The sequence below is a fragment of the Flexithrix dorotheae DSM 6795 genome (genome assembly GCF_000379765.1).
GTDB classification, from domain to species: Bacteria; Bacteroidota; Bacteroidia; order Cytophagales; family Flammeovirgaceae; genus Flexithrix; species Flexithrix dorotheae.
In genome coordinates this window covers 108,570-129,850 of sequence record NZ_KB903498.1, presented here as the reverse complement: position 1 = coordinate 129,850, position 21,281 = coordinate 108,570, and the positions used below count along the sequence as shown (strand labels likewise).

13 protein-coding genes are annotated in these 21,281 nt (G+C 39.2%); all 13 read right to left on the bottom strand.

The annotated features are described in order from the left end of the window. Positions 1-227: 227 nt before the first annotated feature. Positions 228-1,856: a sulfatase gene (locus tag A3EM_RS0136310; RefSeq protein WP_157638272.1), complete on the bottom strand. Its 1,629-nt coding sequence runs from the start codon at positions 1,854-1,856 to the stop codon at positions 228-230. A 19-nt stretch (positions 1,857-1,875) separates the two neighbouring features. Further along, positions 1,876-3,900, bottom strand: coding sequence for a glycoside hydrolase family 127 protein (locus A3EM_RS0136305; RefSeq protein ID WP_157638254.1), 2,025 nt, complete (start codon positions 3,898-3,900; stop codon positions 1,876-1,878). A gap of 161 nt (positions 3,901-4,061) precedes the next feature. Then, positions 4,062-4,715 (bottom strand): bifunctional 4-hydroxy-2-oxoglutarate aldolase/2-dehydro-3-deoxy-phosphogluconate aldolase, encoded by a 654-nt coding sequence (locus A3EM_RS0136295; RefSeq protein ID WP_020533157.1) that lies wholly within the window; start codon positions 4,713-4,715, stop codon positions 4,062-4,064. Positions 4,716-4,718: 3 nt separating this feature from the next. Beyond that, positions 4,719-5,741: a sugar kinase gene (locus A3EM_RS0136290; RefSeq protein ID WP_020533156.1), complete on the bottom strand. Its 1,023-nt coding sequence runs from the start codon at positions 5,739-5,741 to the stop codon at positions 4,719-4,721. Continuing rightward, a complete protein-coding gene (locus A3EM_RS0136285) occupies positions 5,738-6,745 on the bottom strand; it encodes an L-rhamnose/proton symporter RhaT (RefSeq protein ID WP_020533155.1) in 1,008 nt (335 codons plus the stop codon). Before A3EM_RS0136285 ends, A3EM_RS0136290 begins: the two co-directional genes overlap by 4 nt. Before the next feature lie 42 nt (positions 6,746-6,787). Beyond that, positions 6,788-8,209 carry an NAD-dependent succinate-semialdehyde dehydrogenase gene (locus tag A3EM_RS0136280; RefSeq protein ID WP_245576594.1) on the bottom strand — a complete coding sequence of 474 codons (1,422 nt, stop codon included), beginning with the start codon at positions 8,207-8,209 and terminating at the stop codon, positions 6,788-6,790. A gap of 101 nt (positions 8,210-8,310) precedes the next feature. Continuing rightward, entirely contained in the window at positions 8,311-9,450 is a 1,140-nt protein-coding gene (locus A3EM_RS0136275) for a mandelate racemase/muconate lactonizing enzyme family protein (RefSeq protein WP_020533153.1), read from the bottom strand. A 336-nt stretch (positions 9,451-9,786) separates the two neighbouring features. Beyond that, positions 9,787-11,118 carry a GntP family permease gene (locus tag A3EM_RS0136265; RefSeq protein WP_020533152.1) on the bottom strand — a complete coding sequence of 444 codons (1,332 nt, stop codon included), beginning with the start codon at positions 11,116-11,118 and terminating at the stop codon, positions 9,787-9,789. A gap of 74 nt (positions 11,119-11,192) precedes the next feature. Then, positions 11,193-12,587 (bottom strand): sulfatase, encoded by a 1,395-nt coding sequence (locus tag A3EM_RS0136260; protein ID WP_020533151.1) that lies wholly within the window; start codon positions 12,585-12,587, stop codon positions 11,193-11,195. Between the two features lie 120 nt (positions 12,588-12,707). Next, positions 12,708-13,565 (bottom strand): AraC family transcriptional regulator, encoded by an 858-nt coding sequence (locus A3EM_RS0136255; protein WP_020533150.1) that lies wholly within the window; start codon positions 13,563-13,565, stop codon positions 12,708-12,710. Between the two features lie 194 nt (positions 13,566-13,759). Continuing rightward, positions 13,760-16,240 carry a glycoside hydrolase family 2 TIM barrel-domain containing protein gene (locus A3EM_RS0136250; protein WP_020533149.1) on the bottom strand — a complete coding sequence of 827 codons (2,481 nt, stop codon included), beginning with the start codon at positions 16,238-16,240 and terminating at the stop codon, positions 13,760-13,762. 195 nt (positions 16,241-16,435) lie between these two features. Further along, positions 16,436-17,911 (bottom strand): RagB/SusD family nutrient uptake outer membrane protein, encoded by a 1,476-nt coding sequence (locus tag A3EM_RS0136240; protein ID WP_020533147.1) that lies wholly within the window; start codon positions 17,909-17,911, stop codon positions 16,436-16,438. Positions 17,912-18,035: 124 nt separating this feature from the next. Beyond that, a complete protein-coding gene (locus tag A3EM_RS44760; protein ID WP_169513460.1) occupies positions 18,036-21,083 on the bottom strand; it encodes a SusC/RagA family TonB-linked outer membrane protein in 3,048 nt (1,015 codons plus the stop codon). Between the last annotated feature and the right edge of the window lie 198 nt (positions 21,084-21,281).

The following is a 21,281-nucleotide window of genomic DNA, read 5'->3' as shown; positions in this document are numbered from 1 at the left end:
CTTTACAAAGCGTTTATTGAACCTTAAACTGCTGGTAATCATTTAAGTATCAATATTTCCACTTTACAAATTAGGCAAATTTTACATTAATTAAATTCTCAACATTTACCCTATAATTACATTATTTTACCTTCTTTTTTACCAATTTTTACCCCTTTATAACCGCAATTTGAATTGTAATCCAGCCATAGGATATTCCGGCAAAAATCCATGTTTGGCAGTTAGGATTAATTTCCCACATCAATTTGGTTTCCCTTCCAGCCTTCCTGAAATTGCTTCATCAGTTTAGCTACAACATTTGGATGCTTTTCCGAAATATTGGTAGTTTCATTCGGGTCAGATTGATGATCGAATAATTCTATAAATACAGGTTTTGCATCTTTCTCCCTCCTATCCTTCCAAACTACCAAACGGTAACGGTCCGTCCTCATGGCATAGCCCATCAGGTTATTTTCGAATAGTGCTCTATCCCATTTCTCCTTTTGCTGGGCTATAATTCTGCCTTCCACTTCTTCAATTAAAGGGCCGAAATAAATTTCCCGCATTCCCTGGGAAAGTGGATTAGCTGCCCATTCTCTTAAAGCCGGAGTTGGGAACTGACTAAAAGCAGCTTTCTTCCATTTTTGATTTGGATTTTCTAAAAGTGGCGCAAAACTTTGTCCTTCCAGTTTCTTGGGAGATGCTAATCCTGTTAATTCACACAGGGTAGGGAAAATATCCACTAGTTCTACCAAAGCTTCAGTCGATTTTCCCCGGTTTTTGTCAGGCATATCAGGTGTCCATATCATTAAAGGAACTCTGGTCGCTATTTCATAATTTGTAGCTTTTCCCCAAACTCCCATATCACCAAGATGCCAGCCATGGTCGCTCCAAACGATGATAATGGTATTTTCTCTTAATCCTGCCTCTTCCAAAGCGGTAATCATGCGTCCAATTTGAGCATCTACATAGCTTACACTGGCCAAATAAGCATGTTTCAGTTTTCTGGCCAATTTGGGCTCAATATTACCTGATTTGGGAATTCCATCGCGAACCCTTAACTCAAAGGAAGCATGCAACCCCATGGCTGCTCCATTTTCAGGCTGGCTTTCCTGTGTGGTTAGCGGAATTTCCTCAGGTTTATACAAATCCCAATATTTTTTTGGGGAAACCCAATTCAAATGGGGATTTATAAAACCAAGTCCCAGAAAAAATGGCTTGTCTTTATCTTCAGCCAATCCCTTTAGGGTAGCAATGGCCACATCGGTATTATAACCGTCCATATAAGCCTGATCTTCTACTTCAGCACACTCATAGGCAGGCCCTAATCCCAACCCATAGGATTCTCCACCATATTTTGCCTTCATTTCAGCTTTGTTCCTTTTATAAATTTCCTGATTTTCAGGCAAAGCATATCCTCCGGGGAAATTTGGTTTATTTACTGCAGGTCGAGCTGGATTTCTGCTCCAGGAAAGTTCCTCATCCGTAAATTTACCATGAAAGATTTTGCCTGAATAAACTGTTTCATAACCGTTTTCCCAAAAATACTGGGGAATCGTTTTGATATCAGGTTTCACGTCCCTGAAATAGGTATAATTCTCAATTATGGTGGTGGTTTCCGGACGAGAACCGGTCATTAAACTAGCTCTCGAAGGACTACAAATAGCTTGCTGGCAGTAAGCCCTTTCAAATAAAAGCCCGTTTCCCGCCAATTTATCCAAATTTGGTGTCACGGCTATTTCCGAACCATAACATCCCAATTCAGGCCGAAGGTCATCTATGGCAATAAAAAGAATGTTCTTCTTTTCCTGCCCCTGACTAATAAAAGCTACGAAAGTCAGAATAATGATTTGCAATAGTAATTTCAAGTTTTTCATTTTCATTTGAAATATAAGGTTATTCCCAAACCACCGGCATAAATACAGTCATTTCTGCAGTACCCCTGTTGCTCCAGGCATAGTAGGGTACAAATTGAGTTTTCAGGGTTTTCCAGGCAGGTTTTTTTATGGTTCGATACATGCCTTCTCCTCCATCAGATCGCAGGTAAATATTTCCATTGATGGTAGAAACACCACCTAAAAAATCAGGATTGTATTTTACATCCAATTTGGCATTTCCTGGAATGTACACATCAAGAATATCGGTGTCCTTGGGTAAATCAGGTGATTCTACACAGTAAACTACCGGTCCTCTTTTTATTGCTACCTGATTTCTCACTTCTTCAATTCTCGGATGGCCTTCCACAAAATTGATATCCATTGGCATATCTATGCTTATCACATCTCCTTTTTTCCATTCCCTCTTAATTGTAGCAAAATTACCTGCCACAGCCTTCACACCTGCATTTTTTCCATTTACCAGCAGCTTAGTACCAACAGCCCAATCCGGAATTCTCACCATTATTTCAAAGGCATCCGTTTTACATTCATCAATAGTAATTTTTACGGCTCCATTCCATGGATACTGTGTTTCCTGAGTAAGTTTGATGCTGGATCCGTCCAATAATTTGGTGTCAAGTTTATTTCCACCAAAAAGATTTACCGACAAACCATTATCGGATAAGCTATAAGCCCAACCGGATAATTTGGCAATAGTCCGCACCAAGTTTGGAGGACAACAAAAGCAGGCTAAATATGGCTCCCTATGGGCAGATTCAGTCACATTTGCATGGGCTTCGTAATCCCGGGTATTGTGAATCATTCTCAGCGGATTGGCGTAAAAATAATCCTTTCCTTCCAGACTGATTCCCGACAAGGCACTATTATAAAGCACCAGTTCCATCACATCAGCAAATTTTGATTCCCCATGCAATCCCATCATCCGAAAATTAAACATAGAATTACAAACATTGGCACAGGTTTCATTATAAGCAGTCATGTTCGGCATCATGTATTCATTAATGAATCCTTCCTGAATCATATCCCTATTAGTAGATGCTCCATAATGCGCCTGTCCAACTGCCCCGGTAACATACATTTTTTTGTAGGTAACATTTTCCCATAACCGGTCCAGGGCATCAATCAGGGCTTTTTCACCAGTTTCCGCATATACATCAGCAGCTCCAGCATAATAATACAATGCCAGAACAGCATGCCCCACCGCTTCATCCGATTCTCTTAAAGGAGTTCTTTCCTGCACCATATCCCCAATAGGATATCCCTGAGTAGTAGGATGATGCTCCACTTTATATTTCCCCCGGTTATTGATGAACCTTTCTGCCAGCTCTAAATATTTTTTATCCCCGGTAGTTCGGTATAATTCCACCAAACCCATAATTTGCGTTTGGTTAAATCCAAAGCGTCCAAATTGCTTTGTCTCGGGCATAAAAATGGTGTAAAGCAGATCGGCATGTTTAATGGCAATATCAAGAAAATTCCGCTGGCCGGAAATTCGGTAATGAATACAGGCACTTGTAAGTAAATGCCCCGTGTTGTACATTTCGTGAAATCTTCTGTTTTCATACCGGTCCACATGGTCCCGGAGTTGCGTTTGGGTTTGCAAATAACCATCTGCTTCCTGAGCCTTCCCGATTATTTCAATATACTGATCTACCTCTTCCAATATTTTTTTGTCCCCATTTTGAGCATAGATATACATAGAAGCTTCCAGCCATTTGTAAAAATCTCCATCATGCCAGTGCATTCCTTTATGTTCTCCTTCTTTTAAACCAGCAGCAATTTTGAAGTTATTTAAGGCATGACCTGTATCTCCGCATAAAAGGCTACCCATATAAGGCACCATAGATTTTTCGGCTATTTTGAATTTATCTGCCCAAAATCCTTCAGTCCACTGGCAATCCCCAAGATTTACACTTCTTAATTTTACATAAGGACTTTTTCCATTATTTATAATTCCTTTTTCCTGAGCAAAAGTAAGGTTTATTGAAATCAGGCTAAGGATAGCTATAATTTGTATTTTCATTTTCATCTTATTATTTGTTCTTTTTATCAGGTCATTAAAAATCACCTTAATTCCTTTTTTGAAGCTTTCTTGGATACAAAGGAATGGGAATTTTCAGATTTCCTATTTCAAAAAATTATCTTCTACTTACATTATTTTACCTCTTTTTGAGAAATCTTCGCTTATCCGGGGTAAAATTGAGCCATTGCCCGATTTACTGCTTCTCTCATTCCTCTGGCCAATTTCGAAATAGCTTCATAATCGTTTTGTGCAATCAATTTTTTATTTACCAGGGTACTTCCCACCCCTAAGCAAACTGCTCCATTTTGAATCCATTCTCTGGCATTGTCTATAGTGATACCTCCTGTTGGCATAATTGGTAATTGTGGGAGTGGTGCTTTTACAGCCTTGAAATAAGGCAATCCCAGCGACTCAGCCGGAAACATTTTTACAATATCGGCTCCCCATTCGTAGGCCTGTAACATTTCAGCTGGCGTAAAAGCTCCTGATAAAACAGGTTTTCCATACCGATGGGCCATTTCTATTATCTCCGGTTTACTAACAGGTGTTACAATAAATTGCGCCCCGGCTTTAATCACCAATTCAGCCATTTCTGCATTGATCACTGATCCCGCTCCGGCTAATATATCCGGATTTCCAGCCAGCTTTTCAATTTCTTCCACAGCGTTTGGCGTACCTATGGTGACTTCAATGGCCTTTACTCCTCCTTTTACTAAAGCTTCAGCAACCTGGACGACTGGCTCAGATTTGTCTAACCTGATGATGGCCACAATTTTTGTTTGGAATAATTCAGTTAAAATTTCTTCTTTAGTCATTTTCTATCTCTTTACGAATCCTCTGGTATTCCCATTTGCAAGACTTAAAATTTCTTCCTCAGTGAGAAAATTTATATCTCCCTGAATAGTCTGTGTAGCAGCGAAGGCCGCAGCAGAAAAATTCACAATTTTATCCAATTCCCACTTTTTTAAAATACCATGGAGCACCGCAGCCGCAAAAGCGTCTCCCCCACCCAGGCGATCAATTATTTTGATGGAAATAGCATGGCTAAAAGCGTATTTCTCTTCCTTTTTGATAAATCCCCCAAGTCTGTTTTTACTTGCATTTTCCTGTAGCCTCATCGTCATGGCTATATACTCAAATTCACCATAATTTCCCAATTCATCCGCTGCCTGTCTGGTCGCCTGTTCAAGGCTTTTGTAATCTTCTATTTCAGACGTACGGATATTAAAAATATCAAATGCTGATCCTACATTGCCACACAGAATCGCCACATCCGGTAATATACTTTCAAAAAATTGTTTTGCTTTGTCATTTTTCCACAAAGTCCGCCTGAAATTCAGGTCAAACAATACTTTTATACTTCTCCCTTTGCAAACCTTCAGCGCAGTTTTTACATTGAGCATACATATTTCTGAAAGTGCAGGAGTAATGCCGGTAAGAATTAACACCTCCACAGCTGAAAGTGCATTTTCCCACTCTTTATGGGAAATTTTTGTATTGGAAAATAATGAATTTTCGCGATCGTAAGTCACTCTTGTGGCCCGGATAGAAGAACCATGTTCGATATAATAAGTCCCTAACCTCCCCTCTTTCCAGGAAATCAGATCAGTATTTACACCAAAACTATTCAAAAACTGGTTGGCTTTTCTACCAATGGGATTTCCGGGAAAAGTGGTGAAAAATAAAGTGTGATGCCCAAGCAAAGCTAAATCGGCAATTATATTTGCTTCCGCACCCGCAAAAGACATGTGCAGGGCATCAGATTGTTCTATTAAATTGCCATGGCCCTGGGGGGACAACCGTAACATCAACTCTCCATATCCCAAAATTTTCCGGTTCATATACCAACAGTGTTAGAATATCCAAGAATGGCACTTGCAAAAATCAGCACTGCTAATCCCATTAATAACAACTGGAATGGCTTTTTTGCATCCTTCCATTCACCGGATCTATATCCCCAGAAATTACTGATAATCAAAGATAAACCCAGCAATATCGGCCAGCCAATAATTGGTCCCATTTCACCCATTAATGCAGAACCCTGGCCATAAATGCCTAATGCAGCAAACCAGAACAGACCAGCAATTATAGCCCAAAGAAAAGACTTTTTGGCATTTGCAGTTTTAAATTCTGACCAGCTCTTATTCCTGAATAACAAGAAAATTGCATATATCGCATTCATGCCATATGCCCCTAATAAAACCACCACCCATGCGGCCAGACTACTGTTTCTGGTAATTACCCCGGCAGATTCTGCTACTTTTGCAACCGGTGTGGCATTGGCAAATCCCACATTTAACAAGGCGGATAAAATGCCACAACTTACGGCAATAGATATCCCCAAAATAATATTGGAGGAACCCTTTTCTGCATTAGTTATTTTATCGCGGTTGATACCTGCTTTGGCAGTAATGGCCACACCCACTAACATGATCATTACTCCGGCAATAATATAAGGAACTGATGGATGAGAAAAAGCATTTTCCATTTGAAACAACGGTATTAATGACCCTACAGAGGCGGCTAATCCCATCACAATTCCATAAGTTAAGGAAAGGCCAATATAGGGAATACTTTTTCCAAACAATATCCCTCCAATTCCCCATAAAAACCCGAATAATACCCCCAAACCAATGGCACTTGCAGGTGCGCTGGATATGATACTGAATAGATCAGGAACAGCGATAATGGCCCAGGTTAGTGGAAAAATCACCATGGCAATAGTCACATGGACCAGCCACCAGACTTCCCATTTTAAAGGAGCCATATATTTCATTCCCAGGCCAAAACTTCCCTGGAAAATACTGGCAAAAATTACCAGTAGAAAAGGTAAAAAAACTTCCATAATATTTTGAATTTAATTTTTTCAGTAGATTTAAGAAAAGTATTAAAGCGCAACAGTTACCCTTTTTTTCACCAGATAATCATGAAGGGCCAGATGAGAACAGTCATGCCCGATTCCACTGTTTTTGATTCCTCCATGAGGCAGATATATAGAATATTTCACCCCATTGACCTGAATCTCTCCAAATTGCAATTTTCTGGAAAATCGATCCACCCGCTGGAGATTGTTGGTAAACAGGTAAGAAGCCAGTCCGTATTCAGTATCGTTGGCCATTGCCAAAACTTCTTCCTCTTCTTTAAAAGACATAAATGGGGCAATCGGACCGAAAATTTCCTCCTGATAAACCCGCATATCAGTGGTTACATTACTTAAAACGGTTGGTTCAAACCAATATCCTTTAGTAAATCCTTCTGGTACTTTTCCTCCGGTTTCCAAAGTTGCTCCTTTTTCTAAGGCATCTTTTATTAAGGCAATCATTCTTTCTCTGGCCGGGGTACTTACCAGTGGACCCATGTCTATATTTTCCCGAACCCCAAACCCGATTTTTAGTTTTTCGGCTCTTTCCACATAGGCAGTTAAAAACTGCTCATAAATTGATTCATAGATAAAAAACCTGTTTGCAGCCACACAAATTTGTCCGCAATTGCCGAACTTTATCCCAATAGCCAAATCCAGAGCGGCCTCAAAATCTGCATCCTCAAAAACAATAAAAGGTGCATTTCCCCCAAGCTCCATACCCAGTTTTTTAATGGTATTTGTACTTCCTGCTATCACTTTCTTCCCTGTTGAGGTAGAACCAATCATGGTTAGTACCCTAGGGATATGGCTTTTGGTCATGGTTTCTGCTACCTTTTCAGGTGGCCCTGTAAGGATATTAATTACCCCGGCAGGAAAATCGATTTCATGAAGAATCTGGCCCAATAAATAAGCAGAAACCGGAGAAAGTTCTGAAGGTTTTATGATTAAACTACAACCTGCAGCAAGGGCAGGTCCAATTTTAAAACCTACATTTAGCAAAGGAAAATTCCAGGCTAAATAGGCTACTGCCACTCCCGCAGGCTGGTGAATCATCTTATGCTGATGGGTGTTTTCGTAATCGGGGATTTGCTCATCACGCAGATGTTTCATGGCATTGGGATACCATTCCAGGCCATTTACTATTGCCTCGATATCCTCCCAGGCACTTTGGTAAGTTTTTCCCATTTCATGGATAATTCCAAGGCGCAGGGTTTCCTCTTTTGCTAGTACAGCTTCCCTTAACTTCAACATCCATTTTGTCCGTTCCACAAGGGACAGACCCGACCAATATTGAAATCCCTCTTCAGCTGAAGCCAAAGCCAATTCTGCGTCTGATTCATCCGCCCAGGCAATTTCTGCAATTTTCTCTTCGGTGGCGGGGCAAATAATGGCATGACGCTGCCCACTGGAGGCATCTACCAGACGACCACCTATATATAATTTCAAGTATCCAAAATCCATTTTGGTAGAAGGTTTTAAAAGTGCGTGTTTTGTTTTGTATGATGTTATTAACTATTCATTTAGCAGAGTTGCAATAAAAAAATTCTTTAAGTCAATACTTTTTCCGAGTACCTGTAAAGGGCTTCTTCATTTATTTCAATTCCAAGCCCGGGTAATTGTGGAATATCAATAAATCCATTTTTCATTTTTATGGCAGGACAGGTTAAAGATTCCCTGATGCCATTCTCAGTACGGTCATATTCAATGAAAAAATCCGGAGGAAATAATCTTCCTGGGATCGGCTCCAGATTGGCAATAAAATGCAATGCTGCATGAAAGGCAATTCCTGTACCCCAAACGTGAGGGATGATTTCGATACCGAAAGTACTCGCTAATCCTGCAATTCTTTTGGCTTCAGTAAGACCTCCTGCCCCACAGATATCTACTTGTAAAATATCCACACAATTATTTTTCAGTAAATGATGAAAACCATAGCGTAAATATTCACATTCCCCTCCTGCAATGGGAATACTGGATTTGCTCCGCAGTTCGCAATACTGATTATAAAATTCCGGACTGATAGGTTCTTCAAACCAGCCAATATTATAGGGCTCTAATAATTTACATAACTCGGTGGCTTCTCTCAGGGAATAGGCATGATTGGCATCTACCATGAGTTGGACATCGTCTCCGATAGCCACTCTTACTGCTTTCACAAACTTAACGTCCTCTTTTATGGTAAAACCAACTTTCATTTTTATGGCTTTAAATCCCTGGGCCACATATTCCTGGGCTTCAAGCGCCAGCTTTTCCGAAAGATTAGCACTTTCTGAAAAATATAAACCTGTAGCATAGGGCATCACACGTTTGCGGTGTTGTCCTCCCATCAAAACACTAACAGGTAAATTCATCGCCTTTCCTTTAATATCCCACAAAGCTACATCAATGGCACTGATGGCTGCAGTAAGAATTCCCCTCCTGGCAAAATCCAGGGTTTTACGATACATTTCAAACCAAAGTGTTTCCTGGGAAACAGGATCTTTTCCTATCAAAAGTGGCTTTAACATTTTAATACCAGCTTTGATTACTTCTGCTGGTCCGTATCCTTCCCCCCAACCAGTCAATCCTGTATCCGTGGTAATTTTGACCACACAGATTTTCCTTTCATCATATACCCATTGGGAAAAGAAAAAGCTATTTTGAAGCTTATCGGAAAGGATAAAGGTTTCGATTGCTTTTATTTTCATATTTTTCTTATTTAACCAGAATATACTTTAATATTCCGTTTCCACTTTTTAAGCGCAAACCCTTAAACTTCTGGCAACACCTGTATATTAATTTATCCAAAAACACTTTTTATCAGGCTTTTGAAGCCAAAACACATGGGTGCGTTTATTTACAGTTTTTTAAATTTTGGTAATTATTTTAATCAGTTTAAGTTATTCCTTTGCCGGGTTCCTTTTTCAGGACAATTAGGAAATTTATTCTTTATACAAATTAAATGATTTCAAAGAAGGAGCAATTAGTGAAATTTACCCTCTTTTTAACTTATTTTACCCTACTTCCGCTTTTTGTTAAACCCCTTAGAATCCAATTAGCAAAAGGATAATTACTCCAATTAGACCAGAAATGCCCATTACTAAAGATTGTAAAGTAAATGTTTGATAAAGGATTTTTGGAGGAACTTCATGAAGCCGGTTTAAAAGCCAGAAAAAACTCGAATTGGCATGAAAAACACAAAAGGCCCCACAGCCAATTAAAGCGGCTACCATTTCCGGGGAAACCGGCAGACTATCCACCATCGGTCCTAGCATGGAAGCTGTTCCAACCAGAGAAACGGTAATGGAACCAGTGGATATGGTGAGAATGGAAGCGACTACAAATGGCAACATTATTCCTAAAAAGGGAAACTTCGAAAAAACTTCCACAATTTCACTTTGTATTCCTGTATCCTTAATGATAAATCCTAAAGCTCCTCCTGCTCCCGTAATCATTATCACCAAAGCAGATTTCAAAACAGCCTTTTCAACCAGTTCATTTAAGGAGCTTTTATTAGTGGAATGCGTAAATTGAAACGCGGCAATAAATGTCCCAATTAAAACTGCCACCAAGGGAAGTGTAATAAAATCAATAAGTTGGGAAAGAAATGTTCCGGACTCCAAATTTACAAAAGCTCCAGTTCCAATTAGAAATATGGGTATCAGAATTGGTAAAATATCTAAAATCAAAAAATGATTTTCTGCCTTTTCTTTGGCAGGAATTTCTTTATTTTTCGCTTTACTCTCCAATTTTTTATCGTAGGCAATCCATGAATTTTTACAATAAAAGATCACCCAAAGCACTCCACCTGCCATGGCAAACAAGGCCACAATTAAGTTAATCAAAAGCATCCGTCCAATATTAATCCCCAGCAAGGATGCAACGGCCATGGGGCCCGGAGTTGGGGGAATTAAGGTGTGGGATACCGTCAGTCCTGCTGCAAGGGCAAGCCCAATATAAAGCACAGGTTTTTTACTTTTGGAAGCCAGTGATTCTGTAACTGGTTGCAATAAAATATAGGCTACATCTACAAAAACCGGAATGGAAACCAGGTATCCGGTGAGTCCCATGGCCCAGGGCAATTTCTTTTCCCCCACTAATTTTACCACAAATCCCGATATCCGAATGGCTCCACCCGTCTCCTGCAAAACCTCTCCAATAAAGGCACCCAAAATAATAATGATGGCAATCCATCTCAGGGTTTCACTGAAACCTTCCAACAATACCTCAACTGTATGTTTCCCGCCCATTCCCATGGCCATTCCCAATCCCATAGCCGTTAAAATTAAGGCCACAAAGGGATGAATATTCCATTTGGAAATGGCAACAATCAGCAGCAGCAGAAAAAATATCAGAATAACAATATTTAGGACCATTTTGGAGTCGTTTGTTGCAATTTACATCACCTGGAATTTATTTAATTTTTAATCTTCTTCAAAAATCAAAAACCTTATTCCTGTCCATCCACATGTTTGTAAGTATCCATTCTGTCCAGGTCATACTTTTCAAAGCTTCTTTTTAATTGCCAAAGGGGACGCTCCAAAGTTAATTCCCATTCAAAAAGTTGTTTGTAAAGTGCTTTTACTTTTTCGGGGTAAGCCGCAGCCAGGTTATTTTGCTCCGATAAATCTTCTTCAATATTATACAATTCAGCAGGCCTGTCAGGAAAGCGGATTAATTTCCAGTCTCCATTTCTAATTGCACCTCTGGCCTCTTTTTTCCAATAAAGTACCTGATGCGGTCTGTCCTTTTTATCTCCACTGATGAAAGGCAGGAGATCAACTCCATCCAAATCTTTCAATTCATCCGTTTTACCCCCGCCTGCACTAAAAAATGTAGGCAATAAATCCAGTGTACTGATGGGGAAATCATAAGTAGAGTTTGCCTTAATTTTCCCCTCCCACTTCATTAGGAATGGCACACGAATTCCGCCTTCCAGATGATTCGATTTTGTACCACTCAATGGTTTATTGATGGAAGCATTTTTATCAGTTGGTCCTCCATTGTCATTGGTGAAAACAATTATTGTATTTTCATCCAAACCAAGTGCTTTGAGTTTATCCATGATTTTTCCACAGGCCCTGTCCAAAGCCAAAGTCATGGCTGCTACTTTTTTCCGATTTCCTTCCAAAGAGGGAAATTGTTTCAAATCCCCTTCATCCGCATCCATTGGGGTATGTACCGCATTAAAAGAAACCATGATGAAAAAAGGGTTTTCTTTATTTTTTTCTATAAATGCATTTGCTTCATCTGCTAAAACATCTGTAAGATAACCTTCATGTTCCTGAAAATTTCCAAATCCTCTTTCCAGCTTATCCAAATGGCTTTTTGGAATATTTTTATAAGGAAAATAACTACGGGCACCCCCTCGAAATCCATAAAATTCATCGAATCCCCGTTTTAAAGGATGAAAACGATCCGCTCCACCGAGATGCCATTTGCCATAAAAAGCAGTTTTATAGTCCAGTTTTTTTAAGTAGTTTGCCATGGTCTGCTGATCGAGCGGAATGCCCATTTCATCACCCATTAAGCCGGAGGCACTCATATATCCCGGAACATTATTTTCTTCAAAACCAAATCTTTGCTGGTATTTGCCAGTGAGCAATCCGGCTCTGGAAGGCCCACATACAGAGGCACTTACATATCCTTGTGTAAATTTTACCCCTTCCCTGGCCAGCTGATCAAGGTTGGGGGTTTTCATGATTTTACTTCCCTGAAAACCAAAGTCTGCATAACCAGCATCATCTGAAAATAACAGAATTATATTAGGTTTTTCCTGGGCAAAAGCCTGAAAACCTATCAGATTAAAAAATATAAAAAAAAGGAGATAAGGTAAACGTTTCATAGTAACAAGGTATAATAAATGCATTAATAGGATTTACAAATTAAAAGAAACCTGTTGATTAACTAATTGCTTATTTTACCTCTTAATTACAGTATTTTACCCTGATATGATTTTTGGGAATTAAATCGAATACCTGTAGTTCTTTGGTGTTACTCCCATTATCTGTTTGAATTGTTTGTTGAAATTGGTAATGGAATTATATCCGACCATATAACAGACATCTGAAACAGGTAGATCATCCTGAACCAACAGCCGGGAAGCATTTCGTATCCGGACTTCATTTAAAAACTGGGTAAAGGATTTATTCGTCATTTTTTTAAAAAAACGACAAAAAGAGTTGGTCGTCATGCAGGCCACATTAGCGATATCTTCCAGCATGATATTATTGGCATAATTATCAGAAATGTATTTCAGCACTGAATCCAGTCTGTCAGAATGTTCCGTTGTATATTGCCGCATATCTGAGGTGGAAAGTACTGTTTTGTCATCCGTTTGAGAAAGGCTGCATAAAATATCCAATAGTTTAATGGATTGTTTGGCCGGTGACAAATCAGGAATAGTCAATAAATCTAGGTGAAGGCTGGCACTGGTATCTTTACCAAAACAAACTCCAAATTTGGCTTCTTCAAGCAAATGGTCGATTTCAGCAAATTCCGGATTTTTGAAAGTTCCTTCTCCTATAAAATCTTTAGTGAACTTAAGAATAATAGTTTTTACCTTATTGGTGTCATCTTCACTGTAGTAGGAAACATCATTCCGCCATAAATGGGGCAAATAAGGCCCTACCAAAACCAAGTCCCCAGGGTAGAATTGAGAAACACTATCCCCAACAAATCGAATTCCCGAACTTTGGGAAATATATAATAATTCGTACTGGGCATGGTAATGCCATGAGGAATCAAGACAAGGTATTTCTTTTTTGGTAATATTGATCCTCTGATTAATTACACCTTCTGTATTTTTTAAAACCAACTTCATCAAAACAAATATAACATAATTGCCTCAGATTTTTCATGACACAATTACAAAATTTAGAAGGGCTCTTTGAGGTGAAAAGTAGTCGCTATAAAAAAAGAAACAACACCTTATAAATTTTAAGATGTTGTTTCTATGAAAAGTGATACGCTGAATTAGTTTTTGCAAGGAGGATTATCCAGAAAATCGAATTCCCATCATTTTGCTTCCAGATTCAGAAAAACCGGAGGAATGTCCTCAGCAATAACGCTAACTATATTTTCTCCCTTCTCATGATAAATACCAATTCTTGCTCTCCCATTATACAATTGAACCTTGCTTGCCCCAGAAGAAGTACCCATATCATCTCTTAATCTTCCCACACCTACCAGAGAAAATGTTACCAGGTTTTTGGCATCCAGACATAGTACTCCATTTTTATCTTTCGCCACAACTTCCACCCAGGTAAGTTCATCTGTTTTTTCAATAACTTCCAACTCCAATTGGGTTGGAGAAGTCCATTTTTCCGTCTGGTAAATAAAGGATATTTCATCTTCCACGGTAGTTTTCCCTTTCTTCCCAACCACTTTCACCGTATTTTCTCCTTCCTGAAAAACCAAAGGCCATCTTAAACCAGCTGCCGGATAATCCTGGCTGTCCCGTTTTTTCTTTCCATAACTTTTGCCATTCAGAAATAATTCTGCTTCCTCACAATTGGAATAGACTTTTACCAGTTTTTCCTCTCCTTTTTCTCCCCATCTTACCGGCCAGGTATGCCCGTAAATGTGCAGCATAGGTTGTTCTGTCCAATAGGATTGAAAGACATAAAAAGATTCCTTTTTGGCAAAATCCCTTTCCACAATCCCTTTTTGATTGACATAAGGTACCGGATTTTCAGGCCTTACTGGAGTTGAAAAATCCTTGAATGGCCAATAGGCTGTTCCTGTTAACCAGGGCATTTTTTCCTGTTCTTTTAAGTGCCAGTCTATCAGGTTGCAGGCATAAGTTTCGCTCCAGTCCCCATCTTTAGAAACCCGGGCTGCACCACCCACCAGAGAAGCATCTCCCGATCTTTCATCAGCTCTCTGCCCGGATTGTACATTGGCAATTCCCTTATCCGGATCTTCCGAGTGCCTTCTTGCATGGCTGCTGGCTCCCCATTCTACATGCAGGAAATGTTTCACTTCCTCCATTTCATTTCTGGAAACTTTTTGGTAATCGGTAAATTTGCCTCTGTACCAGCCAGCCCAAATTGATGGAGAATACACATCTACAATATCCTTACAAAAATCACATCTTCTAATGGCAGTTTTCCGGGTTGGATCTTCCTTATGCGAAAGGTCATTCAGGATTTTCATAAATTCCCTGATCTTTTCCTTATCAAATTCGGGAAAGTCTCCCGGCCAGTCATTTTCGTTACCTAATCCCCAAATAATCACGGAAGGATGATTTCCATGCTGGCGAATCATATTTTTCAACATACGTTTTGCCTGTGTTTTATACACTTCATTGCCCAATCCGCCTCTACACCATGGAATTTCTTCCCACACCAAAATACCCAGGCTATCACACAAATCGAGTACTATGGACGATTGCTGATAATGCCCCAACCTGATGAAGTTAATCCCAATTTCTTTCATCATCACCATTTCTTTTCGGAGCATTGCTTCAGTCATGGCAGGACCTGTACCTGCATGGTCTTCATGTCTGTGCGTTCCTCTTAACAAAAGCCTTTCACCATTCAAATGAAACGGGCCTTTATCCAAAAATTCAAAATGTCGAAAGCCTATTTTTTCCGTAGAAATATCTTTACCAGAAGCAGAGGAAATAGTTGTTTTGAAGGAATAAAGCTGAGGGTTTTCCGGAGACCACAAGGCTGGTTTTGAAATTTCAAACTCCAGGTTTTCAGGAATTTCTTCTATTGAATACTTTTCCTGCTTTACAGTTTTTCCATCAGGGGATATGAGTTGAAAATCAATATTTCCTTGCATATCATGAATGGCATTATTTATCTGTGGATTTATCTTAAGCACTCCCTTTTTTCCTTTGGAATCCACTACAGGGGTAAGCTTTACATTTTCTAGAAAAACTGCTGGTTTATAAATCAGGTTTACATATCGGTATAGCCCCCCATAAACATTGAAATCTGATAAATCCGAAGGAATCATTTGTAAGTCACGGCTATTATCACACCGAATGGAAAGTGGCACTTTTCCTTCATAGGAATCGCTTTTTTCAGAATTGAAAAATCCCTCCAATGCATCGGTAATATCTACGGACCATTCATCATAACCACCTACATGGCTGCCCACTTTTTGATCATAAATATAAACTTCGGTTTTCTGGCCTGCGCCCTCAAAATGCAGGATAACTCTTCCATCCAAATAAGGATTACTCACCGAAAGTAAAGTCCTGTACCATCCGGGACCCTGATAGTAATTGACATCCGGGTTTACCGCATCTTCTGCATTAAAACTATGCGGCAACTCCACTTCAGTCCACAAAGGTACTGTTTCAGGACGTCCGGCTTTTACAGGCCGAATGGCTTCCCAAATGCCACCCAAATCACTTTTTAGAAATTCCCAGTTTTTATTGAGTCGCTGCTCATGTTGGGCTGAAATCTGGTGGGTAGCCAAAAGAGCACAGCAGAATAGGATGATTTTTCTGATAAAGGATAAATGAACTGTAATTTTAGTCATAATTTCAAGTAGTAATAGCATCAGTACTTTGTTAAAAGCAAGGAATCTGATAATTCATATCATCATCCTCCCAATAGTAAATATTTATATGGTTTCGATCAATCTGAAAAGTTTAAATCAAAAGGTGAGATTCATCAAATTACCCATAAAAAAAGGCATGCACCAATTGGTGCATGCCTTTTTTTTATTTCATTTTTAATAACCATCATTCTGTGCCAAACCGGAAACATCCACTTCATTTTGTGGGACAGGTAATAATTTCATATGGGGCTGGTAATTTGCAGCTGCATGAATATCATTAGCCATAGTCTGGTCGAATAATTCCCACCTTACCAGGTTAAATCTTCTTTTAGCTTCGTGAGCCAGCTCCAGACTCCATTCATTTCTGATGATGTCTCTTAATTCGCCTTGTCCAACACTTCCTACAGCTTCCAAATTTGCTCTTTCTCTCACGGTGTTCAATGCATTTAAGGCTACCTGTGTCGGGCCATTTGCTTCGTTCTCTGCCTCAGCCAATATTAAATAAGCTTCTGAAAGTCTGAATATCGGAAAGTTTAATCCTGTTCTTCTGGCTTCATCAGTAAATTGTCTGCCAGAACCGTAATCCTGCCACTTCTGCATACAAGGTTTTGCTCCAAGTTCATTTCCACCGCTAAATGAAGTATAGTTTGTAATCACTGTATCTCCATTCACCACTTCAACAAGGTCAGTTAAAAAAGTCCCTGCTTTTCTGGTATCTATATCCTCAAATTTACTCATAAACTGCTCTGAAGTGTTCCAGAAATACCAGCCTCCGTCTTTAATTCCACCACCACTTGGTCTGGACTGAACCGTCATCATGGTACCTCCACTGCTTGGATCCGAATACTGCACAGACCAGATATGCTCTGAACTATTTTCATTGGCTATCTTAAATACATCAGCAAAGTTATTGAGTAAGGCATAGTTTCCTGAATTCACTACCTCACCCGCTTTTTGAGCGGCCAATGCATATTTATCTGTTTGCTTTAAAGGCCATCCAGCCATTGTAAGGTAAACTTTTGCCATTAAAGTTTTGGCAGCTCCCAAAGTTGGTCTTCCATCATCATTTCCTCCAGTCCAGAAGTCGGGCAAATTACTTTCCGCATAGGCAAGATCTTCCAAAATTTGGGTATAAATTTCCTCTTCAGAAGCTTTTGTAGCATCTTTAGCCTGGTTAAAAGTTTCCACAGGCTCTAACCTTAAAGGCACTTTACCCCACAATCTGGTTAAGTGGAAGTAGTGAAAAGCTCTGTAAAATTTAGCTGCAGCAATGTATGGTGCTCCCCATTCACTTTCTTCGGGAATGGCTGCAATCATAAAATTTGCTTCACTGATAATTTCATAGGAATCACCCCATACATCCCTGAAATATTGGTTTCCAGTGGTATAGGTAAAGTAATCCATATCATATCGGTCACCGCTATTGTACCTTACCTCAGCTTCATCACTGGTAATTTCCACAGAGAGGTAAAAATCTCTTTGGTAATAATCATCCAGCCTTTGCATCATTCCACCTAACATCAGGTTAGCATCTTGAGCCGATGAGGGAAAGTTGGATGGCGAAAGCAAGCTTTTTGGCTCTTCTGTGAGGAACTCTTCACAACTTGTGAAGGAGATCAACAACAACAATATCAATAAATTCCTTTTCATATTATAAAGTTTTAAATACCCGCATGATTTCTTTTTTAAATCATATAAGTCTCGTTATCAAGCAATTAAGCAGAACTCATGCGGGATTAAATTATGATTTTTTACTGAATAAAATTTTACAGGATTAGAAAGTTAAGTTTATACCCATCAGGAATTGCTTAGCTGAAGGATAACCTCCATTATCAACTCCTCTCTGCACATTTTGCTGGAAATCACTTCCATTGTGTCTTGAGTTAACTTCAGGATCGAAACCACTGTAATTTGTAAATGTGAACCAGTTAATGGCATTGGCGTAAACTCTTAGGTTTTTAGCCCCAATTTTCTGGCTAACAGTTTTGGGAAGGGTATATCCCAGAGAAATATTCCTTACTCTGAGGAAATCTGCTGATTCCACAAATCTTGAAGACATTTCATCCCAGGTCTCACCAATACCCACCATGGTATTAGAACCATTTTCCGGAGTCCAGTAATCCTGAACTTCTTTAAAACCATTGTTTTGTGAACCCGGTCTCAATAGATTTACTTTCCCTAAATAGGCCATTTCAGCACCTTTCACGCCCTGGAAAACAATATTCAGATCAAGTCCCTTGTATGCAAAATTAGTGGTAAATCCGTAGTAAACATTTGGCAGTGCATTTCCAATTGTTGTTCTATCATCTTCATTGATTTCCCCATCTCCATTAATGTCTCTATATTTAGCTGCACCTGGAATAGCTCCCGGGAATGGAAGAGCGGCCACTTCCTGCTCATTTTGATAGATTCCGTCAAATACATATCCGAAGAAATTACCCATTGGCTGTCCGATTTCCAATACACCAGTTGTAGAATATCCAGAACCCATTGAACCTCCTGAAGTATTCAGGTAAACAACAGAATCTTCTCCTAGTGATAGCACTTTGTTGTCTACAAAAGAAATATTTCCAGAAACATCAAATGTAAAGTCTCCTGATTTTACCACTTGTGCATTTACACTCAATTCAACCCCTCTGTTTTCCACTTCTCCAATGTTTTGCAACTGGCTTGAGAATCCTGAATTAGGAGCCAGCCTGGCATTATATAATAAGTCATTTGTCAGCTTTCTGTACACATCAACCGTAAAGCCCAATCTATCCTGCAAAAATCCCATATCCAAACCAACGTTGGTTTGTGCAGTGGTTTCCCATCTCAAATCTGCATTTGAAATTCTTCCAGGTACTACACCGTTAGTCAATTGAGTACTTCCATCTATGGTATAAATTACCCCTGTGTTATAACTGGCCAATGACTGGTAAGGGCTAATGGCCTGGTTTCCACTTTTACCGTAACTCAACCTCAATTTCAAGTTGCTAAATGTATTGGAAGTATTCATGAAACTTTCTTCGCTAATTCTCCATCCAAAAGAGGCTGATGGGAAAAATGCCCACTTATTGTTTTTAGCAAAAACTGAAGAACCATCTGACCGGCCTGTTAAAGTCACCAGGTATTTTCCCTTATAACCATAATTAATTCTACCTAAAAATGAAGCCTGATTTACCTGACTATAAGAAGAACCTTTATTTACAACATTCTCAGCTAATCCAATATCATTCAGATTAAGTACTTCGGTTGCAAATCCTGTTGTGGAAATATCGTTTCTGTTTGTATTATCCACCTGGGAAGTAAAACCAGCCAGAATATTCAAATCGTGATCATTAAAACTTTTTCTGTAGTTAAGCGTGTTTTCGATCAACCATCTGTTACTGTACACATTATCAAGATCGGCACTACCTTCATTTAAAGCCGCCTGCAAAGTTTTGGACACGTACCTCCTTTGCTCTCTGGTTTGGAATAAATATCCCATATTTAGTTTGTAAGTCAATCCATCAATGATGTCATACTCGAAAAAACCACTTCCCTGTAGATAGTTTCTGAAAGTTTCATCTATGGTTTTATCAGCAGTATGAACAGGATTATCTCTTTGAGAAGAGCTATCAAATAAAGGATTGTAAGAGCCATCTTCGGCATATACCGGAATAATAGAAGGGAAAATAGTCGCATTTAAGGTAATTGGTCCACCTCTTGAACCATAGTTCCCATTAATTCTCGCACCATTTTCGGTTGATTTATAATAAGAAATCCTTGCTCCAAACCTGGCTTTATCAGAAATATCATGATCAAGGTTTAATCTTACAGAACCTTTTGAATAATCGGAGTTTTTAACAATACCTGCCTGATCAATATAATCAATAAATGCAGCGTATCTCGTTTTTTCATTTCCACCAGTTATTCTGGCATTGTATCTTTTTATTGGGGCATCCTGAATAATTTCATCCTGCCAGTCTGTTCCTGCCCCCAAAGTATCGATATTGGTAACTTCCCATGCCGTAGGATCCAAATCTGCAGAATTCAATCTTCTTAATGCCCAGTATTCTGTGCCATTCATCAGATCTAATTTTTTGTTTAATTTCTGGAAACCATATTCTGCAGTAAGTGAAACTTCAGTTTTTCCAGACTTTCCACTTTTCGTAGTTACAATAATTACCCCGTTCGATCCCCTTGAACCGTAAATAGCTGTTGCTGAGGCATCCTTTAAAACTTCAATTGACTCTACATCGTTTGTGTTCAAACTTCTTAAATCACCACCGATAAATCCATCGATTACTACAAGAGGCTCATTATTGGCATTTATAGAGTTATCTCCCCTGATTTTTATACTCAATCCTGCTCCGGGAGAAGCATCTACCGCTGAAATCTGCACCCCTGCAGTTTTACCCATAAGTGCCTGCTCAATTCTAGGAGAAGACATTTTACTAATTTCATCTCCACTGATAGAAGAAACTGAACCTGTAAGATCCGCTTTTTTCTGTGTACCATATCCTACTACCACAACTTCTTCCAGTTGTTGCATATCAGGTTCAAGCACTATATCAAGTTGAGTTTGACTGGAAATTTCAATCTCCTGGTTGATATATCCGATATAACTAAATATAAGTGTTTCACCAGGATTTGCCGAAAGTTTAAACTCCCCATCAAAATTGGTGGTGGTACCATTACTTGTTCCTTTTATCAGAATATTAACTCCGGGAATTGGCTGGGAATCTTCGGATGAAGTCACCTTTCCGGAAATGGTAGATTGGGCAAATAAGCCCTGGAAACTTACCCAGCAAAAAATGAATAACAGCACCTGTCGGGCCATTGGTTTAAAGTAAATCATTCTCATATTTTTTGGAATGTTAATTAGAAAATTTATTTAGAATTTGTTTAAAGCAGATATACAATTAACAAAGTGAGGAGAATTATCAGAACACCCGTTCCTAATTCTGCCAATGTCAATTGCTTCTTATTTTTTAACCTTGACATACATTTTGAAAATCATCAAATCGACTAAGCTAAGTTGGAACACCAGCATTTT